Source organism: Schumannella luteola (assembly GCF_013408685.1).
In the GTDB taxonomy this organism is placed as follows: domain Bacteria; phylum Actinomycetota; class Actinomycetes; order Actinomycetales; family Microbacteriaceae; genus Schumannella; species Schumannella luteola.
This window is the reverse complement of record NZ_JACBZY010000001.1, coordinates 1,077,213-1,096,477: the sequence shown is the minus strand read 5'-3', so window position 1 is coordinate 1,096,477 and position 19,265 is coordinate 1,077,213. Positions and strand designations below refer to the sequence as shown.

Sequence of the window (19,265 nt, the reverse complement as noted above, 5' to 3'; positions counted from 1 at the left end):
CGCCCCGTCGACCCGAGGAGCGCCGGACGCCGCACAAAAGAAAGCCAGCCCGTACCGTGAGGCAGAGGGGCTGGGGTTAGTAGACCCCACAGTAGCCCGAGCCGAGCGGATGCGCATCAGATCGCCTGCTCGACGGTCTTCTCGGCGTCACGCACGCGCAGCTTGCCCGACATGAGCTGCGGGAGCAGCGTGTCGCGGAGCGCGGCGAGGGTGCGGGACTCGGCGAGTACGACGCGGATCTGCGACTCGAGAGATGCCAGCTCAACCTCGAGCAACTCAGCCTCCTTGTCACCGAAGGCGGGGACCCGGATCGACTCGATCTGTTTCCGGTTGACCGACGCGAACATCGTCCCGTCGCCGGCGAACTGTTCCCACTGCGGTCCCGCATGGCGCACCAGGTAGGCAAGCAACACCGGGCGCCCCTGCTTGGAACGGATCGCCGCCACCCCGCGACCGATGCAGACGCGCTCGACAATCACGTTCACCTCACCGACCGGTGCCCGGACGCTGAGAAGCGTGTCGCCGGCTGCGGCCTCGCGCGTCACGAACGTCGTCCACACCCGCTGGGCAGGAAAGCGGAAGCCGAAGTCACGACTGCCCTGGTAGAAGGGAATTCCAGATCCGCCGGTGTTCAGCTCCTCCCCCCGCGGAGACGAACCCATCACCACCTCGGCGATCTCGCCCAGCGCGGCGTCGCCTGTAATCGTCTCGGCCCGCGCCTGCAGAATCGTTCGGCCCAGTTGGTCCGCGGTCTGGACAACTTGCTCGTTGGCGGCGATCTTGTCGTCGAGCGCGCCGAGCACATCCGCGATCGCGCGCTGCTCCGCTACCGCGGGAACGCGGGCAACGTACTCACCGATGCGCCCGGGGCTCGTATGTTTGACCGTGCTGCCGGTTGCTGTCGAGACAATCCGATCACGGTAGGCGCGCGTTCGGGTCAGGTAGCCGAAGAAGCGCGGTTCGAGAAGGGAAGGGTCAATCAGCTGAACGAGACCGATTCGCTGGTTGTGCAGGAACTGCTCATCGGCGGGTAGCTGAACCGCGTAGCCCAGAGTGTCGCCCGCCTTGCTGAGGTCGGTCATCGTTACGACGAGCTCGCCGCTCTCGAGCAGATACTCGGCGGGGTAGTCGCCGTCGAACGACTTCGGCTTAGCTCGTCGGAATCCTCCGCCGACAGCGAAGTTGCCCGGTGTGAGAACCTGCGGGGCGGCCGTCTCCGTTCCAAAGCCGTCGCCAGGGAAGGCGAACCCATGTTTGACCTCGATGGCATCCGAGAGCCGGAGTTCACCCCACTCAGACATCGACCCGCCCCAGCTGCTCGCGCACGACCACGGCGAGGCGGTCCGACTCGGCGAATTGCTCGTAGAGCTCGGCGGTGAGGCGCGCGATCTTCTCGTCGATGGGCTCGCCGTCGTCCTCGACCTCGGCGGCGCCGACGTAGCGGCCCGGGGTGAGGGCGTAGCCGGCATCCTGGATCTCGGCCAGCGTCGCCGAGTAGGCGAAGCCGGGCTCGTTCTCGTAGCTGAGGCCCGCATCCACCGCCGACGTCGTGCCGCGCCAGGCGTGGAAGGTGTTCGCGATCTTCGCGATGTCGTCGTCGCTGAGCGCGCGCTCGGCGCGGTCGACCATGTGTCCGAGATTGCGAGCGTCGAGGAACAGCACCTGTCCGGTGCGGTCGACGCTCCCCCGGTCGCCGGCGCTCTTGTCGCGGGCGAAGAACCACACGCACACCGGGATCGCCGTGCTGCGGAACAGCTGCGTCGGCAGCGCCACCATGCACGACACCAGGTCGGCCTCCACCAGCTCGGCGCGGATCTGCCCCTCACCGCCCGAGTTCGACGACATCGAGCCGTTCGCCATCACCACACCGGCGCTGCCGCCGGGCGCCAGCTTCGAGAGGATGTGCTGGATCCACGCGTAGTTCGCGTTGCCGGCCGGCGGCACCCCGTAGCGCCAGCGCGGATCGGCCTCGTTGCGCGCCCAGTCCTTGATGTTGAAAGGCGGGTTCGCCATCACGAAATCGGCCTCGAGATCCGGGTGCAGATCGCGCGCGAAGGTGTCGCCCCAGCGGCTCGCCAGGTTGCCGCCGAGCCCGTGGATCGCCAGGTTCATCTTCGCCATGCGCCAGGTGCGCTCGTTCAGCTCCTGCCCGTAGACCGAGATCTCGCTGCCCTCGCGCTCGTGCGCCTCGAGGAACTTCTCCGCCTGCACGAACATGCCACCCGACCCGCACGCCGGGTCGTACACGCGGCCATGCGTCGGCTCGAGCAGCTCGACGAGCACCCGCACCACGCCGGCGGGCGTGTAGAACTCGCCACCCCGCTTCCCCTCCGCCTGCGCGAACTTCTCCAGGAAGTACTCGTAGACCTCACCCAACAGGTCCCGCGCCCGCGCCGCGCCCTGCCCGGTGAAGCGGGCCGCGTTGAACAGATCGATCAGCTCGCCCAGACGGCGCTGGTCGACGTTGTCGCGGTTGAAGATGCGCGGCAGGGTGCCGGTCAGGGTCGGGTTCGCAACCATCACCGCATCCATCGCCTCGTCGATCAGACGGCCGATCGAGCGCGGCTCGCCGCCATCCGCGGGCTCGAGGCCCTTCGCGTTCGCAGCCAGGAACTCCCATCGCGCCACCTCGGGAACCCAGAACACCCGGGCTCCCCGGTACTCGTCCGGGTCGTCGAGGAACTGCGCCGCCTGCGCCTCGGTCATCCCCTGCTCGCGCAGCTCGCCCTCGAGCTCGACGCGACGCTCGGTGAACGCATCCGACACGTACTTCAGGAACACCAGGCCCAGGATCACGTCTTTGTACTGCGATGCGTCCATCGAGCCGCGCAGCTTGTCGGCCGCCTTCCACAGCGTGTCCTTCAGCTGCTTCATCGTGGTCGGCGCGGTGTCGGCCTTCGGTCGTGCGGCCATCAGCGGCTCCTGTTCTGTCGGGTGTTCTGTCGGGCGGCGCCCGGGGTCTGGCGGCTGGGGCGAGGGGTCGGGTCGGTGCGGTCGGATGCCGGGTCGGGTGGTTCGGCGGGCGGGTCGGATGCCGCGGGCGGCGCGCGCAGCACGTCGAGCACCACCGCCTCGGCGAGCGCCCCACCCAGCTCGTCGAGCAGCGCGAGCCGCTCGCGCAGACTCCGCCGCTCGGCCTCGATCGGAGCCAGAGCCGCGCGCATCCCCTCGACCTGACCCGGCGCCACGCGACGCAGCACCCAGCGGTTCGGATCCGACGACCGCGCGCCGGCGCCCCGACCCGCCGCCGCGATGTCAGCGGCGATCAGCTCGGGCACGAGACCTGCGTCGGCAGCACGGATGCGCACCACCCGAGCCGGCGACTGCACCACCGCGCGCCCCACCGCATCGACGATCGCCGCCGGCCGCGGACTCGTGACGACGACGACATCCCCCGGCTCGGTGCGGCGGGCCGACGGATGCGCGGCCGCCAGCCGCAGCGGATCGACCCGCCGATCGCCCACCGCCGCGGCACCGGTCACCTCGGCCGGACCGATCACGGTCACGCCCGAGGGCGCACGCAGGTCGAGATCCGAGTCGAGACGGGTTCCCGACACCAGCGACACGCTGCCGTCGGCGCGCAGAGCGCCGAGGGTGCGGGTGCGGTCGGGGCGCTCAGCCGACGGGAGCGCGGATGCCGGCGTCGGCTCGAGCAGCGCATCCACCGGCACGCCGGCCCGCGACGCCAACTCGGCGACGACCGCCGGAAGCTGCCGCGCGCGCAGCTCCCGCTGCGACCGGGCGAAGGCACTGGGCGGAGCCAGCGCGGCATCCGCATCCACCAGCGCCCCGCGCGCCACCAGGCGGCTGGTGCGGGCCAGACGCGAGAAGCGGAACGCGTGCGCGCGGCGCTCGAGATCGGAGCCGAGCGCGGCCACCACGTCAGCCACGAGGTCGTGCCGCACAGCCGGATCGAGGCCCGCGACCGTCAGATCGGCGAGCAGCGTCGTCTGGTCGCCGAGCGGCGTCGACGACGAACCGCCCTCGATCAGCCACAACGCCATCGCCCGCTGCGGCGTGCGCGAGAACACGCCCGACCCGAGCCGCACGATCGCCCGCACCACCCCCGAGCGCAGCAGCTCAGACCGCACCCGGGCGGCGGACGCCGGCAGACCGCCATCGGCGAGCAGCGCCGCCGGGCCCAGCACCAGCAGACGCGCCCCCGCGGAGAGGCCCACGACCGCGTGATCCAGCTCGTCGATGTCGGCCTGCGCCGGCCGCTCCCCCGCGAGCAGCAGAAGGCTCAGCGCGGGGTGGGCAGCGTTGGCTGCCGCGGCGTGGGCCAGCGCCACGCCGTGCGCCACCGCGCGCTGTCGCAGCTCACGATCGTCGGACGCGGCCGGCGCGATCGCCACGCCCGGAGCCGCCGCGGCGACGGCGTGCACGAGATCGCCCGAGCGACCCGACACAGTCGAGACCACAGCCTCTCCCGCGGCGCCGAGGATGCCGTGAGCCAGCTCTGCCACGAGCGCCTCCACCGCCGTCGAGAGCACCGACTGCGCAAGCCCACGGGTCGCCGCCCGATGGTGCTCGATCGCCGCCGCCGGACTGAAGGCGCTCTCGACGAGCGCATCGGCGCGCACGACCGCCGCACCGAGATCGTCACCGGCCCGCAGCACCTCCTGCGCCGCGAAGAGATCGTGCGGGTCGAGATCATCCGCGAGATCAGCGAGCTCGTCGAGCGGGACCGACGACAGCGGAGCTTCGTGCACGGCGCGCAGCGCGATCAATGCCGAGACCAGGCCCGGCGCCGGTGCCGACGACGACGCGGACTCGGGCGCGGACTCGGCCCTGGACGTGCCGACGAGTTCGACCTCGGCCAGCGCCTCCGGGTTGTTGCCGTGTCGAGTGTCGCCCAGCCAGCGCGCGACCTCGTGCGCATCCCATCGCAGGCCACTCGCTCCATCGACCACGGGGTCGGGGAAGGGCGTCGGGCCCGTCGCGTGACGGAGACGCCACATCGAGACCACCGGGCGCTGCACGCGGGCCAGACGCGCCGCATCCGCGAGGGTCAGCAGTCGCGGCGACGAATCAGAGGATGCGTGGTCGGCCCGGTCGAGAGCACTCGCCGACGTGGATTCGCTGCGGCTCATGATGGACTCCTCTCGGTCGGCTCGCACTGATGAATGTGGTCGTGGTCGTGCGGTGCAGCCGGCCACGGTCGGTGATGAGTCGAGGATAGATCGGTCGCCTGCTTGCATGCAGGCCGTCTGCTGATAACCAGGGTTATCAAGGTTAGCGTTGGGGGTTGGGGCGCTGCGGCCCAAACCTCGTGTCGTGGACGGCGTCGCCGCCACCGCGGCACTTCTCGGACTCCCGGGATGCTCGCGTCGCAGCACGACCGCCCGAAAGCGAGATGCCCGTGTCTGACCAGATCCCCCTCCCGCCGAACCCCGCCGGCTCCCCCGCGCCCGTCGGCCCGCCCGCACCCGTCGGCCCGCCGAACCCGGCCGGCCAGCCCGCGCCGGCCGGCAAGAGCTTCCTCATCACCTGGCTGCTCGCCCTGCTGCTCGGCGGGCTCGGCGTCGACCGCTTCTACCTCGGATTCGTCGGCACCGGCATCCTCAAGCTCGTCACCTTCGGCGGCTTCGGCATCTGGACGCTGATCGACCTGATCCTCACCCTCACCGGGGCGCGCCGTGACAGGCAGGGCGCCCCGCTGGTCAGCACCCCGCAGCAGCGCGGCATCGCCTGGGGCGCGAGCGCCGCGGTCATCGTGCTCAGCCTGATCGTCAGCGGCGTGAGCGCCGCGAGTGGCGGGCGTCCCTCGGCGGCACCGCGCGGCGGCGACACGGGAATCGAGACGACGGCACCCGCCGCATCCGACGAGAGCTCGAGCACAGCCGCGCCGACGAAGACCAGTGCCCCCGACCCGAGTGCCGCCGCCGCGAAATGGGCCGACTCGAGCTTCGGAACCTTCGCCCCGATCGACCAGAGCGGTTCGGGCGACGGCCTCGTCACGCTGCCCGAGGGCGCGAAGGGCGCGCTCGTGACCGCGACTCACCAGGGCTCGCGCAACTTCGCTCTGATGGTGCTGGATGCGAACAACCAATCGACCGGCGAGCTGCTCGTGAACACGATCGGCGGCTACAGCGGCACGACCGCGTACGGACTCAACGCCCTCACTGCCGGCGTGCGCCTGCAGATCACCGCCGACGGGCCGTGGACGCTGCACATCGCCCCGCTGTCGACCGCCCCGGCGCTGGCGCCGAGCGGAACCGGCGATGCGGTGTTCCTCTACTCGGGCAAGGCCGGCGCCCTCACGGCCTCGCACAGCGGCTCGCGCAACTTCATCGTTCAGGAGGAGACCGGCAGCGCGTTCTCGATCGGCCTGCTGATCAACACGATCGGCGCCTACCAGGGCACGGTCCCGCTGACCAAGGGACCGTCGATCGTCACCGTCGCCGCCGACGGGGCGTGGACGCTCGCGGTCAGCTGATCGCGCATCCGGATCTCCGCCCTCCGATCACTGCGCTCACGATCACCGCGACGCCGACCCGACGGCGGCGCGGGGCTCCGTCGGCACCCAGGCCGACGGGCCCGATGCCCTCTCGCTTCCGCGAGGGGGCATCGCGGCGTTCAGGTCGCCGCGCGCGGGTCAGCGGCCGTCGTCGGGGAAGGGCGGCTCGTCGAACTCGGGGTCGTAGGGCGGCTCGTCGAAGAAGGGCGGCGGCTCCTGGTCGGCGAACGCGGGGGCCGCCGAACTCGGGCGCGACGAACCACGACCGCCGCCGCTCGGGCGCGAGGTCGAGCGCGACGCGGGCGCAGCGCGACGGGTGGCCGTCGAGACGGATCCGGCCGAGCCGGCCGACGCGGCCGCTCCAGCGGAGCCAGTCGCGCCAGCCGGCGCAGTCGAGGACGCCGGCGCGACACCCGCACCCTCGGGCACCGGGTCGCCGGCGACGACGGCGAGCACCGCCTCCGCGTAGGTGTCGAGCTTCTTCTCGCCGACTCCGCTGATCTCGCCGAGCTCGTCGCGCGAGGTCGGTTTGATGAGCGCGATGCCGCGCAGCGTCGCGTCGTTGAAGACGACGTAGGCGGGCACGCCCTGAGCGCGGGCGGTCGTGGCGCGCCACTCGCGCAGCGTCTCGAACAGGTCGCGGGCGCCCTCGGGCAGCTCCTGCACCTGGCCGCGCCGCGACCCGGATCCGCCGGCTCCCGCGCCGCCGCGACCCCGCGCGGCCTTCGGCGCCTCGCGCCGCAGCCGCACGGTCTCCGAGCCGTCGAGCACGCCGCGGGCGCTGTCGCCGATCGCGAGTGTTCCGTATTCGCCCTGCACCACGAGGATGTCGCGGGCGAGCAGCTGGCGCACGACCCCGCGCCACTCGGTGTCGCTCAGCTCGGTGCCGATGCCGAAGGTCTTCAGCTCGTCGTGCCGCTGCTGCCGCACGCGGTCGGTGCTCTTGCCGAGCAGGATGTCGATGATCTGCCCGGCGCCGAACTTCTGGCCGCGCTCGCGGTCGAGCCGCACGACGGTCGAGAGCAGCTTCTGCGCGGCGACCGTGCCATCCCACGACTCCGGCGGGGCGAGGCAGGTGTCGCAGTTGCCGCAGGGCTGGGTCTTCTCGTCGAAGTAGTCGAGCAGCTGCACGCGACGGCAGTCGATCGTCTCGCAGAGGGCAAGCATCGCATCCAGGTGCGCCTGCATGCGGCGGCGGTGCGCCCGGTCGCCCTCGCTGTCGTCGATCATGCGGCGCTGCTGCATCACGTCCTGCAGGCCGTAGGCGAGCCACGCTGTCGACTTGAGCCCGTCGCGACCGGCACGACCGGTCTCCTGGTAGTACCCCTCGACGCTCTTGGGCAGGTCGAGGTGGGCGACGAAGCGCACATCCGGCTTGTCGATGCCCATGCCGAAGGCGATCGTCGCGACCATGACCAGGCCGTCTTCACGCAGGAAGCGCGCCTGGTTGCGCTGACGCACGCTCGCGTCGAGACCCGCGTGATACGGCAGCGCCGGGATGCCCTCGGCCACGAGCGCGGCGGCGGTCGACTCGACCGACTTGCGCGAGAGGCAGTAGACGATGCCGGCGTCGCCGGGGTGCTCGGAGCGGATCAGCTTGAGCAGCTGCTGCACCGGGCGATCCTTGGCCTCGATGCGGTACTGGATGTTGGGCCGGTCGAAGCTCGACACGAACCACTCGGCCTCGCCGAGGTCGAGGCGCTGCGCGATCTCGTGTCGGGTCTGCTCGGTCGCGGTCGCCGTGAGCGCGATGCGCGGCACGGCGGGCCAGCGCTCGTGCAGCACCGAGAGCTGCAGGTAGTCGGGCCGGAAGTCGTGGCCCCACTGCGACACGCAGTGGGCCTCGTCGATCGCGAAGAGGGCGATGTCGAGGCGGTCGAGCAGCCCGAGCATCGACTCCATGCGCAGCCGCTCGGGCGCGAGGTAGAGCAGGTCGACCTCGCCGGCGAGCAGCGCCTGCTCGACGCGGCGCCGCTCGTCGGGCAGCTGGGTCGAGTTGAGGAACTCGGCGCGCACGCCGACGGCGGTGAGCGCATCCACCTGGTCTTGCATGAGGGCGATCAACGGCGAGATGACGACGCCGGTGCCCTGCCGGACGAGCGAGGGGATCTGGTAGCAGAGCGACTTGCCGCCGCCCGTGGGCATGAGCACGAGCGCGTCGCCGCCGCCCACGAGCCGGTCGATGATCGCGGCCTGCTGCCCGCGGAACTCGTCGTAGCCGAAGACCCGCTCGAGCACCTCGAGGGGGGCGGTTCCGGCGGCGATCGTCATGGCATCCACTGTACGGAGCCGCACCGACGCCCGCCGCCGCGAGCACCGCTGATGGGGATGCCCGAGGCGACTCGCGGCTGTGGAGGAACGACACCGGATGGCCGGATCGCGACATCCACGCGCCCGCCATCGCACCGCGTCACTGTTCGACATCCGTGCGGTTGACGCACCCCGCGAAGTGGGTACATTAGCCAAGGCTCGCCTAACTAAGGCGGACCTAACTCGTCCGGATGCGTCCCGCGATCCCGGACGGGACGATCCCCGCTGACTTCCTTCCCCTCCGAGGAGCTCATCCGTGTCCCACCTGCTCACCTCCGCGACCGCGGACCGCTACGCCGAGGCCGTGCACGACACGATCGACGCGATCGCGACCCGGCTGCGCGGCATCCGCCAGCCCTTCTCCGGTGCGAGCCGCGACGAGCTGCAGTCGCTCGTCGACGCCACCGACCTCGACGGCGACGGCGTCGGAACCCGCGCCGCGATGGCCGAGATCGACGAGGTCTTCGCCGCGAACGCGATCTGGTTCCACGACCCCGGCTACCTCGCCCACCTCAACTGCCCGGTCGCGCTGCCCGCGGTCGCCGCCGAGGCGGTGCTCGCCGCCATCAACAGCTCGGTCGACACCTACGACCAGTCGACGATCGGCACGCTCATGGAGCGCCGGCTGATCGACTGGACAGCCGGGCGGATCGGGTTCGGCTCGGCGCCTGCGCGCGGCACGGCCGCGGCGAGCGGCGCCGACGGCGCCAGCGAGACGGATGCCGCCCCCACCCCCGACGGCGTCTTCACCTCGGGCGGATCGCAGTCGAACCTGCAGGCGCTGCTGCTCGCGCGCGAGTCGACGCTCGCCCGCGTCCAGGCCGCCGCGGATGCCGGCGACGACACCCGCCGCCCCGCCCTGCTCGGGCGCATGTCGATCCTCGCGACCGAGAACTCGCACTTCAGCGTGCAGAAGTCGGCGCTGCTGCTCGGGCTGGCCGACGACGCGGTCGTGAGCGTTCCGACCGACGCCGCCGGCCGCCTCGAACCGGCCGCCCTGCGCGCGAGCCTCGCCGCCGTGGCCGCCGCGGGCCGCATCCCGATGGCCGTCGTCGCGACCGCCGGCACCACCGACCGCGGCACGATCGACCCGCTCGCCGAGATCGCCGACGCCGCCCGCGCGGTCGGCGCCTGGATGCACGTGGATGCCGCCTACGGCTGCGGCCTGCTCGTCAGCCACGAGCACCGGCAGCGACTGACCGGCGTCGAGCGCGCCGATTCGGTGACCGTCGACTATCACAAGAGCTTCTTCCAGCCGGTGTCGTCGAGCGCGCTGATCGTGCGCGACGGCCGCGAGCTGACGCGCATAGCCTGGCACGCCGACTACCTCAACCCGCTCGCGAACGCCGAGCCGAACCAGGTCGACAAGTCGCTGCAGACCACTCGCCGTCTCGACGCGCTCAAGCTCTGGGCGACGCTGCGGGCGCTCGGCGCCGACGAGCTCGGGCGCATGTTCGACACGACCCTCGCGACCACGCAGCGGGTGCACGCGCGCCTCGCCGACGACGAGGAGCTGCGCCTGCTGAGCCCGACCCAGCTGAGCACGGTGATCTTCCGCTGGCAGCCCGAGGGCGTGACGGATGCCGAGGCCGACCGTCTCGTGCCGCTCGTGCGCCGCGTGCTCTTCGACGCGGGCCGCGTGCTCGTCGCGAAGACCGTGATCGACGGCCGACCGGCGCTCAAGCTCACGCTGCTCAACCCCGAGACGACGGCCGAGCAGGTGCTCGCCGGGCTCGAGCTGGTGCGCGCCGCGGCCGCCGCGCTGCACGACACCGGGGCGCTCGACGCCCTCGACCTCGACCTCGACAGCGCCGATCTGCGCAGCGCCGACCTGAACCAGGAGGTGGCGCGATGAGCGCACCCGCGACCCCGCACATCCACGACCTCGCCGCCGTCGGCGCCGACGGCTCGACCCCGCACATCCACGACCTCGTCGGCGTCGGCATCGGCCCCTTCAACCTCGGCCTCGCCTGCCTGACCGCACCGCTCGACGACGTCGACGCGGTCTTCCTGGACGCAGCCGAGGGCTTCGCCTGGCACCACGGCATGATGCTCGACGGCGCGACGATCCAGGTGCCGTTCCTGGCCGACCTCGTGTCGATGGCCGACCCGACCTCGCCCTACTCCTTCCTCAACTGGCTGAAGCAGACCGGGCGGCTGTACCCCTTCTACATCCGTGAAGACGTCTACCCGCTGCGCGCCGAGTACGACGCCTACTGCCGCTGGGCGTCCGAGCAGCTGCCGAACCTGCACTGGGGCCGCCGCGTCGTCAGCATCGAGCACGACGAGGCCCTGGATGCCTACCGCGTCACGAGCGAGGTCGCCGCGACCGGAACGACCGAGACCGTGATCGGACGCCACCTCGCGCTCGGCGTCGGAACCCGTCCGATCGTCCCCGCTCCGCTGCGCGGACTGCCGGGGCCGGTGGTGCACAGCTCCGACTACCTGCCGTCGAAGGAGCGCCTGCAGTCCGCCTCCTCGGTCACGGTCGTCGACAGCGGGCAGTCGGCCGCCGAGATCTACCTCGACCTGCTCGAGGGCGCCCGCGACGGCGGCTACCGGGTCGAGTGGATCACGCGATCGCCGCGCTTCTTCCCCATGGAGTACACGAAGCTCACGCTCGAGATGACGAGCCCCGAGTACACCGACCACTTCCACGCCCTGCCGACCGAGCTGCGCGACGCCGTCGGCCGCGAGCAGCGCTCGCTCTACAAGGGCATCTCGGGCGAGCTCGTCAACGAGATCTACGACACCCTCTACCGGCTCAGCGCGAGCGGCCCGGTGCCGACGACGCTGCTCAGCGACACCGAGGTGCTCGGCGCCGAATGGTAGCCGGCGTCGCAGAGCTACCGGCTGCACCTGCGACACGGGCAGCTCGAGCAGGAACACGGCCGCGAGACCGGCGCGCTCGTGCTGGCGACCGGGTACGGGGCCGAGGTGCCCGACTTCCTCGAGCCGATCCGCGACCGGCTCGACTGGGATGCGCGGGGCCGCCTCGACGTCGCCCGCGAGTACACGGTCGACGGCGACCGCGGGCGCGTGTTCGTGCTCAACGGCGAGGAGCACTCGCACGGCGTGACCGCCCCCGACCTCGGCTTCGGCGCCTGGCGCAACGCGGTCATCATCGCCGCGATCACCGGACGCGAGGTCTACCCGATCGAGCGCCGCATCGCGTTCCAGGAGTTCGGGGTGCCGGCGGATGCGCTGCCGGTGCCGGGTGCGGCTGCGAGCTCGACCGCTGCGAGCTCGGTGGATGCGGCGAGCGCCGCTGCCGCGTCGGCGAGCGCCGATGCGGTCGAGGCCGACGCCGTGGAGGTCGCCCGATGAGCGCCGACCTCGCGATCACGATCGCGCCCGCCGACCCCGCGCGCGACGCCGCCCTCGTGCAGGGCTGGCTCGCGCATCCGAACTCCGCGTTCTGGGGCATGGGCGACCTCGACGTCGCGCAGGTCGCGGCGTACCTCCGCGAGGTCGTCGCGCATCCGGATCAGGACTCGTGGATCGGCACGGTCGACGGCGCTCCCGCCTTCCTGATCGAGACCTACGACCCCGCGCGCGTGCTGCTCGTCGGGCTGCACGACGCCGAACCCGGGGATCTCGGGATGCACATCCTCATCGCTTCCCCGACGCCGGGCGCGCCAGTGCGGCACGGCTTCACCGACGCCGTCTTCGCCGAGGTCGTGCGCTGGTGCTTCGCCGAGCGCGACGCCGAGCGCGTCGTGGTCGAGCCGGATGTGCGCAACGCGCGCATCCTCGCCAAGAACGCGGCGGCCGGATTCCGCCCCGTCGGCGAGATCGACGTGCCCGAGGGCGAGCACGTGAAGCGGGCGCTGCTCAGTGTCGCGTCGCGGGCCGACTTCGCGGCGTCGCGACTCGGGGCGAGCGTCGGGTTCGCCACGGAGGTCGCCCGATGACCAGTGCAGACATGGCCGGATTCGACCTGAACCCCGCCGCGCACCTCACCCCCGAGAACGCGGCCCGCGCGCACCGACACCTCGTGGCGAAGGCGATCGCCGAGTTCACGCACGAGCGCCTGCTCGCGCCGACCGCCGACGGGGATGCCTGGCGCCTCGACCTCGAGGGCGTCACCTACCGCTTCCGCGCCGAGCGCACCGCGCTCGAGCACTGGATCATCGACGAGCCGACGCTGACCCGCGAGCTCGTGAACGAGTCAGCCGAGCAGGACGAACAGGACGAGCCGGGCGAGCTGAGCCAGCCCGCCGAGCTCGACGCCCTCCAGCTCATCCTCGAGCTGCAGCCGCTGCTCGACATCCCCGACGCCCTGCTCGCGACCTACCTCGAAGAGCTGTCGTCGACCCTCGCGAGCGCGGCCTTCAAGCTGCACCGCGGAACCCCGTCGGCGGGCGAGCTGGCGGTCGCCGACTTCCAGACTATCGAGACGTCGATGACCGAGGGGCATCCGGGATTCGTCGCGAACAACGGGCGCATCGGCTTCGGCCTGGCCGAGCACGCGGCCTTCGCGCCCGAGTCGGCCCGGCCCATCCGCCTCGTCTGGCTCGCCGCGCGGCGGGAGCTCAGCCACCTCGCGCTCGGCGCCGGGCTCGGCGAGACCGGGCTGATCGGCACCGAGCTCGAGCCGACGCTGCTGCAGCGCTTCTCCGACCGGCTCGCGAGCCTCGGGCTCGACCCGGCCGACTACCGCCTGCTGCCCGTGCACCCGCACCAGTGGGAGCACCGCGTCGCGATCACCTTCGCCGCCGACCTCGCCCGCCGTGACCTCGTGCTGCTCGGCCGCGGCGACGACGAGTACACGGCGCAGCAGTCGGTGCGCACCCTCTTCAACCGCACGCACCCCGAGCGGCACTACGTGAAGACCGCGATCGCGGTGCAGAACATGGGCTTCCTGCGCGGGCTCTCCCCCGCGTACATGCGCGTCACGCCGGCGATCAACGACTGGGTCGCCGAGCTTGTGGCAGGGGATGACGAGTTCGCGCGGAACGGCTTCCGGGTGCTGCGCGAGCGCGCATCCATCGGCTACACCGGCGACGTCTACCACCGCACCGCGCAGCCGAATCCGCACCGCAAGATGCTCGCCGCGCTCTGGCGCGAGAGCCCGATGCCGCTGCTGCGCGACGGCGAGCGGGTCGCGACTCTCGCCTCGCTGCTGCACCGGGATGCCGACGCCGCCTCGGTCGTGACGGCGATGATCCGCGCGTCCGGGCTGCCGGCGACGGTGTGGACGCGCGCGCTGCTGCAGGCGTACCTGCGCCCGCTCGTGCACAGCCTGCTCGCCCACGACCTGGCCTGGATGCCGCATGGCGAGAACCTCATCCTCGTGCTGTCGCAGAACGTGCCGACCGGCGTCTTCATGAAGGACATCGGCGAGGAGATCGCCCTGCTCGCCCCGCGCGACGTGCCCGAGGCGGTGCAGCGGGTGCTCGCGCCGACCGACGCGCAGGAGGCCGCGCTGGCGATCTTCACGGATGTCTTCGACGGGGTGCTGCGGCACCTGGCCGGCATCCTGCACGTCGACGGCACGCTGCACGAGCACGTGTTCTGGCAGCTCGTCGCGGAGTGCGTCGACCGGCACGCGGCCGAGCATCCCGACCTCGAGTCGGCGATCGACCTGCGCGCCGAGCGCTTCGCGCACTCGTGCCTCAACCGGCTGCAGCTGCGCAACACGCTGCAGATGGTCGACCTGGCGAACCAGTCGCAGTCGCTCATCATGGCCGGCACGATGGCGAACCCGATCGCGAGGCGGTCGGCGGCGAGCTCGGCGGCCGGTTCGTCGGCGGTGGCCGGTTCGTCGGCGGCGGCCGGGGTGGATGCGGGACTCGTCTCCGTCGGGTCGGCCGGGTCGGAATCCGCACCCGGCTCCGAGTCCGACGCCGCTGCGGTCTGAGCGCGTGACGCGAGCCGAGCTGTTCCGCGACGCGCAGGGTGTTCCGCACCTGCGCGCCGCGGACCCACTCGCGCTCGCGCACGCCCAGGGTCGGGTCACGGCGCACGACCGCGGCTGGCAGATCGAGGTGGATCGGCTGCGCGCCGAGGGCCGCCTGGCGTCGCTGATCGGCGAGGCCGGACTCGCGTGGGACGTCTTCGCGCACCGCTCCCGCCTCGACGACACCGCCCGCCGCGCGCACGCGGCGCTCGCGGCACTGCACCCGGCGACCCGCGAGTGGGTCGACGCCTACACGGCCGGCGTGCGGGACGGGATGCGCGAACGGGGCGCCGCCGCGCCGGAGTTCGCCCTGCTCGATGCGCACTTCGGCGAGCGCCGCGCGCTCGAAGCCGAGCCCTGGCCCGACCACGCCCCGCTCGGCGTGCTGAACGTCGCGCACGCGCTGTTCGGCACCTTCCCGCTGCTGCTCTGGCGGCAGCACGTCGCGGAGGCGCTGGGCGACGCTGCGGTCGACCTGTTCGTGGGCGGCGGGACTGGCGACCGGGGCGGCGACGCCGCCGGGCCCGGCGACTCCGGCGAAGCTCCGGGCGACGGCGACCCGAACCTCCCGACCGCCGGGAGCAACGCCTGGGCCCTGCACGGCTCGCGCACCGCATCCGGACTCCCCCTGCTCGCGGGCGACCCGCACCGCCTGCTCGAGCTGCCCGGCGTCTACCAGCAAGTGCGCCTCGCCTGCCCCGAGTTCGACGTCGTCGGGCTCGCCTTCCCCGGGGTGCCCGGCGTGCCGCACTTCGGCCACACCGGCGCCGCGGCCTGGGGCATCACGAACGCGATGGCGCACGGCGCCGACCTGTTCCGCGAGCGGCTGCGGCGGGTGGATGCGGGCAGCGGCACCACGGGGCCCGGCCGATCGGCGGGGCCCGGCGACGCGGCGACCTCTGACTCGACGGCCCCCGGCCCAGCGCGGGTTCCCGGCGCGGCCGGTGCCGCGGACGACGCTCCGCTCATCGAGCTGGAAGCGCTCAGCCCGGACGGCTGGGAGCCGGTGTCGGCATCCCGCGTGACGATCGCGGTGCGCGGCGGCGATCCCGTCGAGCTCACGACCTACGAGACCCGGCGTGGGCCGATCGTGACCGAGCTCGCCCCGGTCCCGACCTCCGCCGCCGACTGGTCCGACACGACCGCCGCCTCCGGTGCCGGCACCGTCGGCGACGGTACCGAGTTCATCGCCTACAGCCTCCGCACGCCGGCGCGGGTCGACGCCGACCTCGGCGTGAGCGCGATCCCCCGGCTGCTGCGCGCCCGCACCGCCGACGATGTGGTCGCGGCGTTCGGCGACTGGGTCGATCCGGTGAACCGTCTGCTCGCCGCGGATCGTGACGGCTCCGTGCGCTCCGCGGTCGTCGGCCGCGCGCCCGACCGCGACCGAGCGCAGCGGCGTCTGCCGCTCGACGCGACTCGGGATGCGGTCGTGCCGAATCGGGTCATGCCGCCGTCCGTCGCGGTCGAGCCGGCATCCGGCGGCATCGCGGTCGACGCGAACGAGGCCCCCTACGACCCGGCCCGCGACCTCGGACTCGGCTACCCGTCGGCGAACCGCGCCCGCCGCATCCGCGAGCTGCTCGATGCCGGCCGCTCGACCTCGGCCGACACCGCCGGCCCGGTCTGGGCCGACGCTCGGCTCGACCCGGCCGACACCCTGCGCGCGCTGCTATCCGCGGTCGCCGGCAACGCTGGCGGGCTTCCGTTCGCCGACCGCGGCGCGCACGCCGCTCCGGAGGGCGCCCACGCCATCGGCCTGGTCCCCGACGCTGACTCGCCGCGGCTCTCGGCATCCGCTCGCACTCTCCGCGACGAGCTGCTCGCCTGGTCGGGCGACATGGATGCGGACTCCCCGACCGCCGCCGCCTTCGCCCGCTGGCGCTCAGCCCTCGTCGTCCGCGTCGCGGACGCGCCGGCGCTCGCGCCCCTGCACCGTCCGCACGGATTCGGAGCGATCTACGACCCGTGGTTCTCGGTGCGCGGGCAGGTCGCCGGCGCGCTGCCGCGGCTGCTCACCGACCCGGGCCTCGGCCTCGACGCGGTCGAGCTCGCGCTCGCGGCGCTCGAGGATGCGGCGCACTGCGATGAGACGGCTGAGGGTGCGGATCACGCCGCCGCGGGCGCCGCCCGGGACACCGGATCCACCCGGGAGCCGACCTCCGACGCGACCGACTCCGCCTCCGCGGCCACCCCCGCACTCCGCCCCCGCGCGACCTGGGGCGATACCCACCGAGCGCATCCGCTGCACGTGCTCGCCGACGTGCCCGGCCTCGACCTCGCACCGCTCGGACTGCCCCCGCTCGACGTGCCGCTCGCCGGCGACGGCGACACCGTGCGCTGCACCGCCTCGGCGCCCGGCGTCAGCGACCGCTCCTGGCGCGCTTCGGTCGCCCGCTGGGCCTGGGATCTCGCCGACCGCGAGCGCAGCCGCTGGGGCGTCCCGTTCGGCACGGATGGCGACCCCGCATCCCCCCACTTCGCCGACCAGCTCGACGACTGGGCCGACGCCGGAACGGTCCCGATCGCCACCGACTGGGGCCGCCTCACCCGCGACCCGGCGTTCTCCGACTCCGACGCGATCGGCGAGCGCAACACCGTCGGCTCGTGCACGGAAACCGCTGAGCGGGCCGTCCGAGCTGTCATGCGGCTCGACAGCGCCCCTGACCAGCTTGCGTGCACAGCACCGCGCCCAACCGAGCCTGCCGCCGCCCGCACCCCGACCCCCGAGGAGCCCGCATGACCTCCGACGCCGCACCCACGGCCACCACTGCACCGGCTCCGTCCTTCGACCCCGCGCTCACCGCCGCCGGCGACCCCGACCGGCTGATCGGCGGTTCTCGCGGCGAGCTCGTCTGGAGCGACCCCGACTCCCCGCTGGGCCTCGTCGAGCTGCGCGTGCTCGACCCCGTCGCCGATCTCGCGGCGCTGCACGGCTGGATCGCGCAGCCGCGATCCCGCTTCTGGGGCGGACTCAGCGAGTCGACGCCCGACGAGCTGCGCGAGGTCTACGAGTTCGTGGATGGGCTGCCCACCCACCACGCCTTCCTCGCCTCCGTCGACGGCACGCCCGTCGCGCTGCTGCAGACCTACCAGCCCGAGCACGACCCGGTCGGTGACGCGTACCCGGTCGAGCGGGGCGATGTCGGCATCCATCTCCTCATCGGAGCCCGCGCCGGCGCCCGCATCGCCGGCTTCAGCACCCTGCTCGGGGTGTCGTTCGCCGGCTTCCTCTTCTCCCGTCCGGCCGCCGAGCGCATCGTCGCCGAACCCGATCTGCGCAATGAGGCCGCCGTCACCCGCGCGCGGCTCAGCGGCTTCGAGCTGGGACCCGAGATCGAGCTGGCCGACAAGCGGGCTCAGCTCGCCTTCCTCACGCGCGCCCGACTGGATGCGCTGGTCGCCCGCCTCGCCTGACGCACCAGCTCCCCGCCACCTGCAACCACTTCCCGCAGTCCGCAGTCCGCGGTCCGCAGGGTGGCCACAAACTGCACGCGACACGCCGCCGAAGCGTGCACTTCGTGGCCACCCTCCCGCCCCACCAGCGCCCGCATCCTCAGCACGTCCGTCCCACAGCGCCCCTCGACTGTTCGCGCTGGCAGGCGCGCAACCGCGACGCGCACGTCCCCGCACGGCTAGCGTGGATGCTCGTGCTCACCGTGATCCTCGGTCTCGCCGCCGCGCTCGCCTACGGCTCGGCCGACTTCGTCGGCGGGCTCTCCGGGCGTCGGCTGCCGGTCCCGGTCGTGACTGCGCTGAGCGCGACGACCGGCCTGATCGTGCTGCTTGCCATCGGGGTGCCGGTCTTCGGCGGAACCTGGTCGTCGGGCGCGCTGCTCTGGGGCGGCCTCAGCGCGGTGACCAGCGCGACCGCGCTCCCGCTTCTCTACGCCGCGCTCGCCCGCGGTCCGATGAGCATCATCTCGCCGCTCACCGCGCTGCTCGGCGCGATGGTGCCGATGGTGTGGGGTCTGCTGCAGGGCGATCACCTCGGACCGATGGGTCCGGTCGCGCTCGTCGTCGCCCTGATCGCGGTCGTGCTGGTCGGCTTCGTCCCGCCGGCGCGCGACCCCGCCGATCCGACCAGGCGGCTGCCGATCGTGCGGCCGACCGTGCCGGCGCTGCTGCTGGCGGTCGCGGCGGGCATCCTCGTCGGCGTCATCGTGGTGCTGCTCGACCAGACCCCGCACGATTCGGGCATCCTGCCGCTGTTCGTCAACCGCATCGGCATGGTGCTGATCCTCGGCGTCGCGTCGGCGATCCTGCTGACCCGGATGCGGTCGCGCGCCCGGGCCGCGAACGCCGCCGGAGCGGCTCCCGCATCCGGAGTGCGCACGTTCTCCGGCTTCACGCCACGCACGATCGCCTTCGCGAGCGCCGCCGGACTGCTCGACACGACGGCGAACACGCTCATCCTGTCGGCGCTGCGCATCGGCGACGTCAGCGTCGTGGGCGTGCTGACGGCCATGTACCCGGCGGGCACGATCCTGCTCGCCTCGGTGCTGCTGCGCGAGCGGATCGCGCCGGTGCAGTGGATCGGACTCGTGCTCGCCCTCGCGGCGGCGGCGCTGCTCGCGCTCGCCTGAGCCCGCT

13 protein-coding genes are annotated in these 19,265 nt (G+C 72.8%); 9 read left to right on the top strand and 4 right to left on the bottom strand.

The genetic code is table 11. The annotated features are described in order from the left end of the window. Nucleotides 1–116: 116 nt before the first annotated feature. Genes BJ979_RS04830 through BJ979_RS04820 form a run of 3 tightly spaced genes read right to left on the bottom strand, consistent with a single transcriptional unit; the run spans nucleotide 117 to nucleotide 5,093 of the window. Nucleotides 117–1,301, bottom strand: a complete 1,185-nt coding sequence (locus tag BJ979_RS04830; protein WP_179565706.1) for a restriction endonuclease subunit S — start codon at nucleotides 1,299–1,301, stop codon at nucleotides 117–119. Then, nucleotides 1,294–2,913, bottom strand: coding sequence for a class I SAM-dependent DNA methyltransferase (locus BJ979_RS04825; RefSeq protein ID WP_218853438.1), 1,620 nt, complete (start codon nucleotides 2,911–2,913; stop codon nucleotides 1,294–1,296). The genes BJ979_RS04830 and BJ979_RS04825 overlap by 8 nt, the downstream gene beginning before the upstream one ends. After that, nucleotides 2,913–5,093: a hypothetical protein gene (locus tag BJ979_RS04820; protein ID WP_179565704.1), complete on the bottom strand. Its 2,181-nt coding sequence runs from the start codon at nucleotides 5,091–5,093 to the stop codon at nucleotides 2,913–2,915. Before BJ979_RS04820 ends, BJ979_RS04825 begins: the two co-directional genes overlap by 1 nt. Before the next feature lie 269 nt (nucleotides 5,094–5,362). Between BJ979_RS04820 and BJ979_RS04815 the strand changes: the two genes are divergently transcribed. After that, nucleotides 5,363–6,439 (top strand): TM2 domain-containing protein, encoded by a 1,077-nt coding sequence (locus BJ979_RS04815; protein WP_343046603.1) that lies wholly within the window; start codon nucleotides 5,363–5,365, stop codon nucleotides 6,437–6,439. 159 nt (nucleotides 6,440–6,598) lie between these two features. Here the strand turns inward: BJ979_RS04815 and recQ are convergent, their stop codons facing one another. Next, nucleotides 6,599–8,731 (bottom strand): DNA helicase RecQ, encoded by a 2,133-nt coding sequence (recQ, locus tag BJ979_RS04810; protein WP_179565700.1) that lies wholly within the window; start codon nucleotides 8,729–8,731, stop codon nucleotides 6,599–6,601. Between the two features lie 295 nt (nucleotides 8,732–9,026). Here recQ and BJ979_RS04805 point away from each other — a divergent pair, with 295 nt between their 5' ends. The 8 genes from BJ979_RS04805 (at nucleotide 9,027) to BJ979_RS04775 (ending at nucleotide 19,258) form a co-directional block, all read left to right on the top strand. Beyond that, on the top strand, nucleotides 9,027–10,625 hold the full coding sequence (locus BJ979_RS04805) for a pyridoxal phosphate-dependent decarboxylase family protein (RefSeq protein ID WP_179565698.1): 1,599 nt from the start codon (nucleotides 9,027–9,029) through the stop codon (nucleotides 10,623–10,625). Beyond that, entirely contained in the window at nucleotides 10,622–11,602 is a 981-nt protein-coding gene (locus tag BJ979_RS04800) for a lysine N(6)-hydroxylase/L-ornithine N(5)-oxygenase family protein (protein ID WP_343046602.1), read from the top strand. Before BJ979_RS04805 ends, BJ979_RS04800 begins: the two co-directional genes overlap by 4 nt. A 78-nt stretch (nucleotides 11,603–11,680) precedes the next feature. Further along, the gene (locus BJ979_RS18065; RefSeq protein ID WP_343046601.1) at nucleotides 11,681–12,097 is read left to right on the top strand and encodes a hypothetical protein; all 417 of its coding nucleotides are present in this window, start codon (nucleotides 11,681–11,683) and stop codon (nucleotides 12,095–12,097) included. Beyond that, on the top strand, nucleotides 12,094–12,684 hold the full coding sequence (locus BJ979_RS04795) for a GNAT family N-acetyltransferase (RefSeq protein WP_179565696.1): 591 nt from the start codon (nucleotides 12,094–12,096) through the stop codon (nucleotides 12,682–12,684). The genes BJ979_RS18065 and BJ979_RS04795 overlap by 4 nt, the downstream gene beginning before the upstream one ends. Next, on the top strand, nucleotides 12,681–14,633 hold the full coding sequence (locus BJ979_RS04790; protein ID WP_246286693.1) for an IucA/IucC family protein: 1,953 nt from the start codon (nucleotides 12,681–12,683) through the stop codon (nucleotides 14,631–14,633). Before BJ979_RS04795 ends, BJ979_RS04790 begins: the two co-directional genes overlap by 4 nt. 4 nt (nucleotides 14,634–14,637) lie before the next feature. Next, on the top strand, nucleotides 14,638–17,415 hold the full coding sequence (locus BJ979_RS04785; protein WP_343046600.1) for a penicillin acylase family protein: 2,778 nt from the start codon (nucleotides 14,638–14,640) through the stop codon (nucleotides 17,413–17,415). After that, the gene (locus BJ979_RS04780; RefSeq protein WP_179565694.1) at nucleotides 17,412–18,089 is read left to right on the top strand and encodes a GNAT family N-acetyltransferase; all 678 of its coding nucleotides are present in this window, start codon (nucleotides 17,412–17,414) and stop codon (nucleotides 18,087–18,089) included. The genes BJ979_RS04785 and BJ979_RS04780 overlap by 4 nt, the downstream gene beginning before the upstream one ends. A 227-nt stretch (nucleotides 18,090–18,316) precedes the next feature. Continuing rightward, entirely contained in the window at nucleotides 18,317–19,258 is a 942-nt protein-coding gene (locus BJ979_RS04775; RefSeq protein ID WP_218853436.1) for an EamA family transporter, read from the top strand. The last annotated feature ends 7 nt before the right edge of the window (nucleotides 19,259–19,265 follow it).

Excerpts from the sequence above, each read along its gene's own strand:
- BJ979_RS04830 (WP_179565706.1), bottom strand. The coding sequence starts at position 1,301 with ATGTCTGAGTGGGGTGAACTCCGGCTCTCGGATGCCATCGAGGTCAAA.
- BJ979_RS04825 (WP_218853438.1), bottom strand. The coding sequence starts at position 2,913 with ATGGCCGCACGACCGAAGGCCGACACCGCGCCGACCACGATGAAGCAG.
- BJ979_RS04820 (WP_179565704.1), bottom strand. The coding sequence starts at position 5,093 with ATGAGCCGCAGCGAATCCACGTCGGCGAGTGCTCTCGACCGGGCCGAC.
- recQ (WP_179565700.1), bottom strand. The coding sequence starts at position 8,731 with ATGACGATCGCCGCCGGAACCGCCCCCCTCGAGGTGCTCGAGCGGGTC.
- BJ979_RS04800 (WP_343046602.1), top strand. The coding sequence starts at position 10,622 with ATGAGCGCACCCGCGACCCCGCACATCCACGACCTCGCCGCCGTCGGC.
- BJ979_RS04795 (WP_179565696.1), top strand. The coding sequence starts at position 12,094 with ATGAGCGCCGACCTCGCGATCACGATCGCGCCCGCCGACCCCGCGCGC.
- BJ979_RS04790 (WP_246286693.1), top strand. The coding sequence starts at position 12,681 with ATGACCAGTGCAGACATGGCCGGATTCGACCTGAACCCCGCCGCGCAC.
- BJ979_RS04780 (WP_179565694.1), top strand. The coding sequence starts at position 17,412 with ATGACCTCCGACGCCGCACCCACGGCCACCACTGCACCGGCTCCGTCC.
- BJ979_RS04775 (WP_218853436.1), top strand. The coding sequence starts at position 18,317 with ATGCTCGTGCTCACCGTGATCCTCGGTCTCGCCGCCGCGCTCGCCTAC.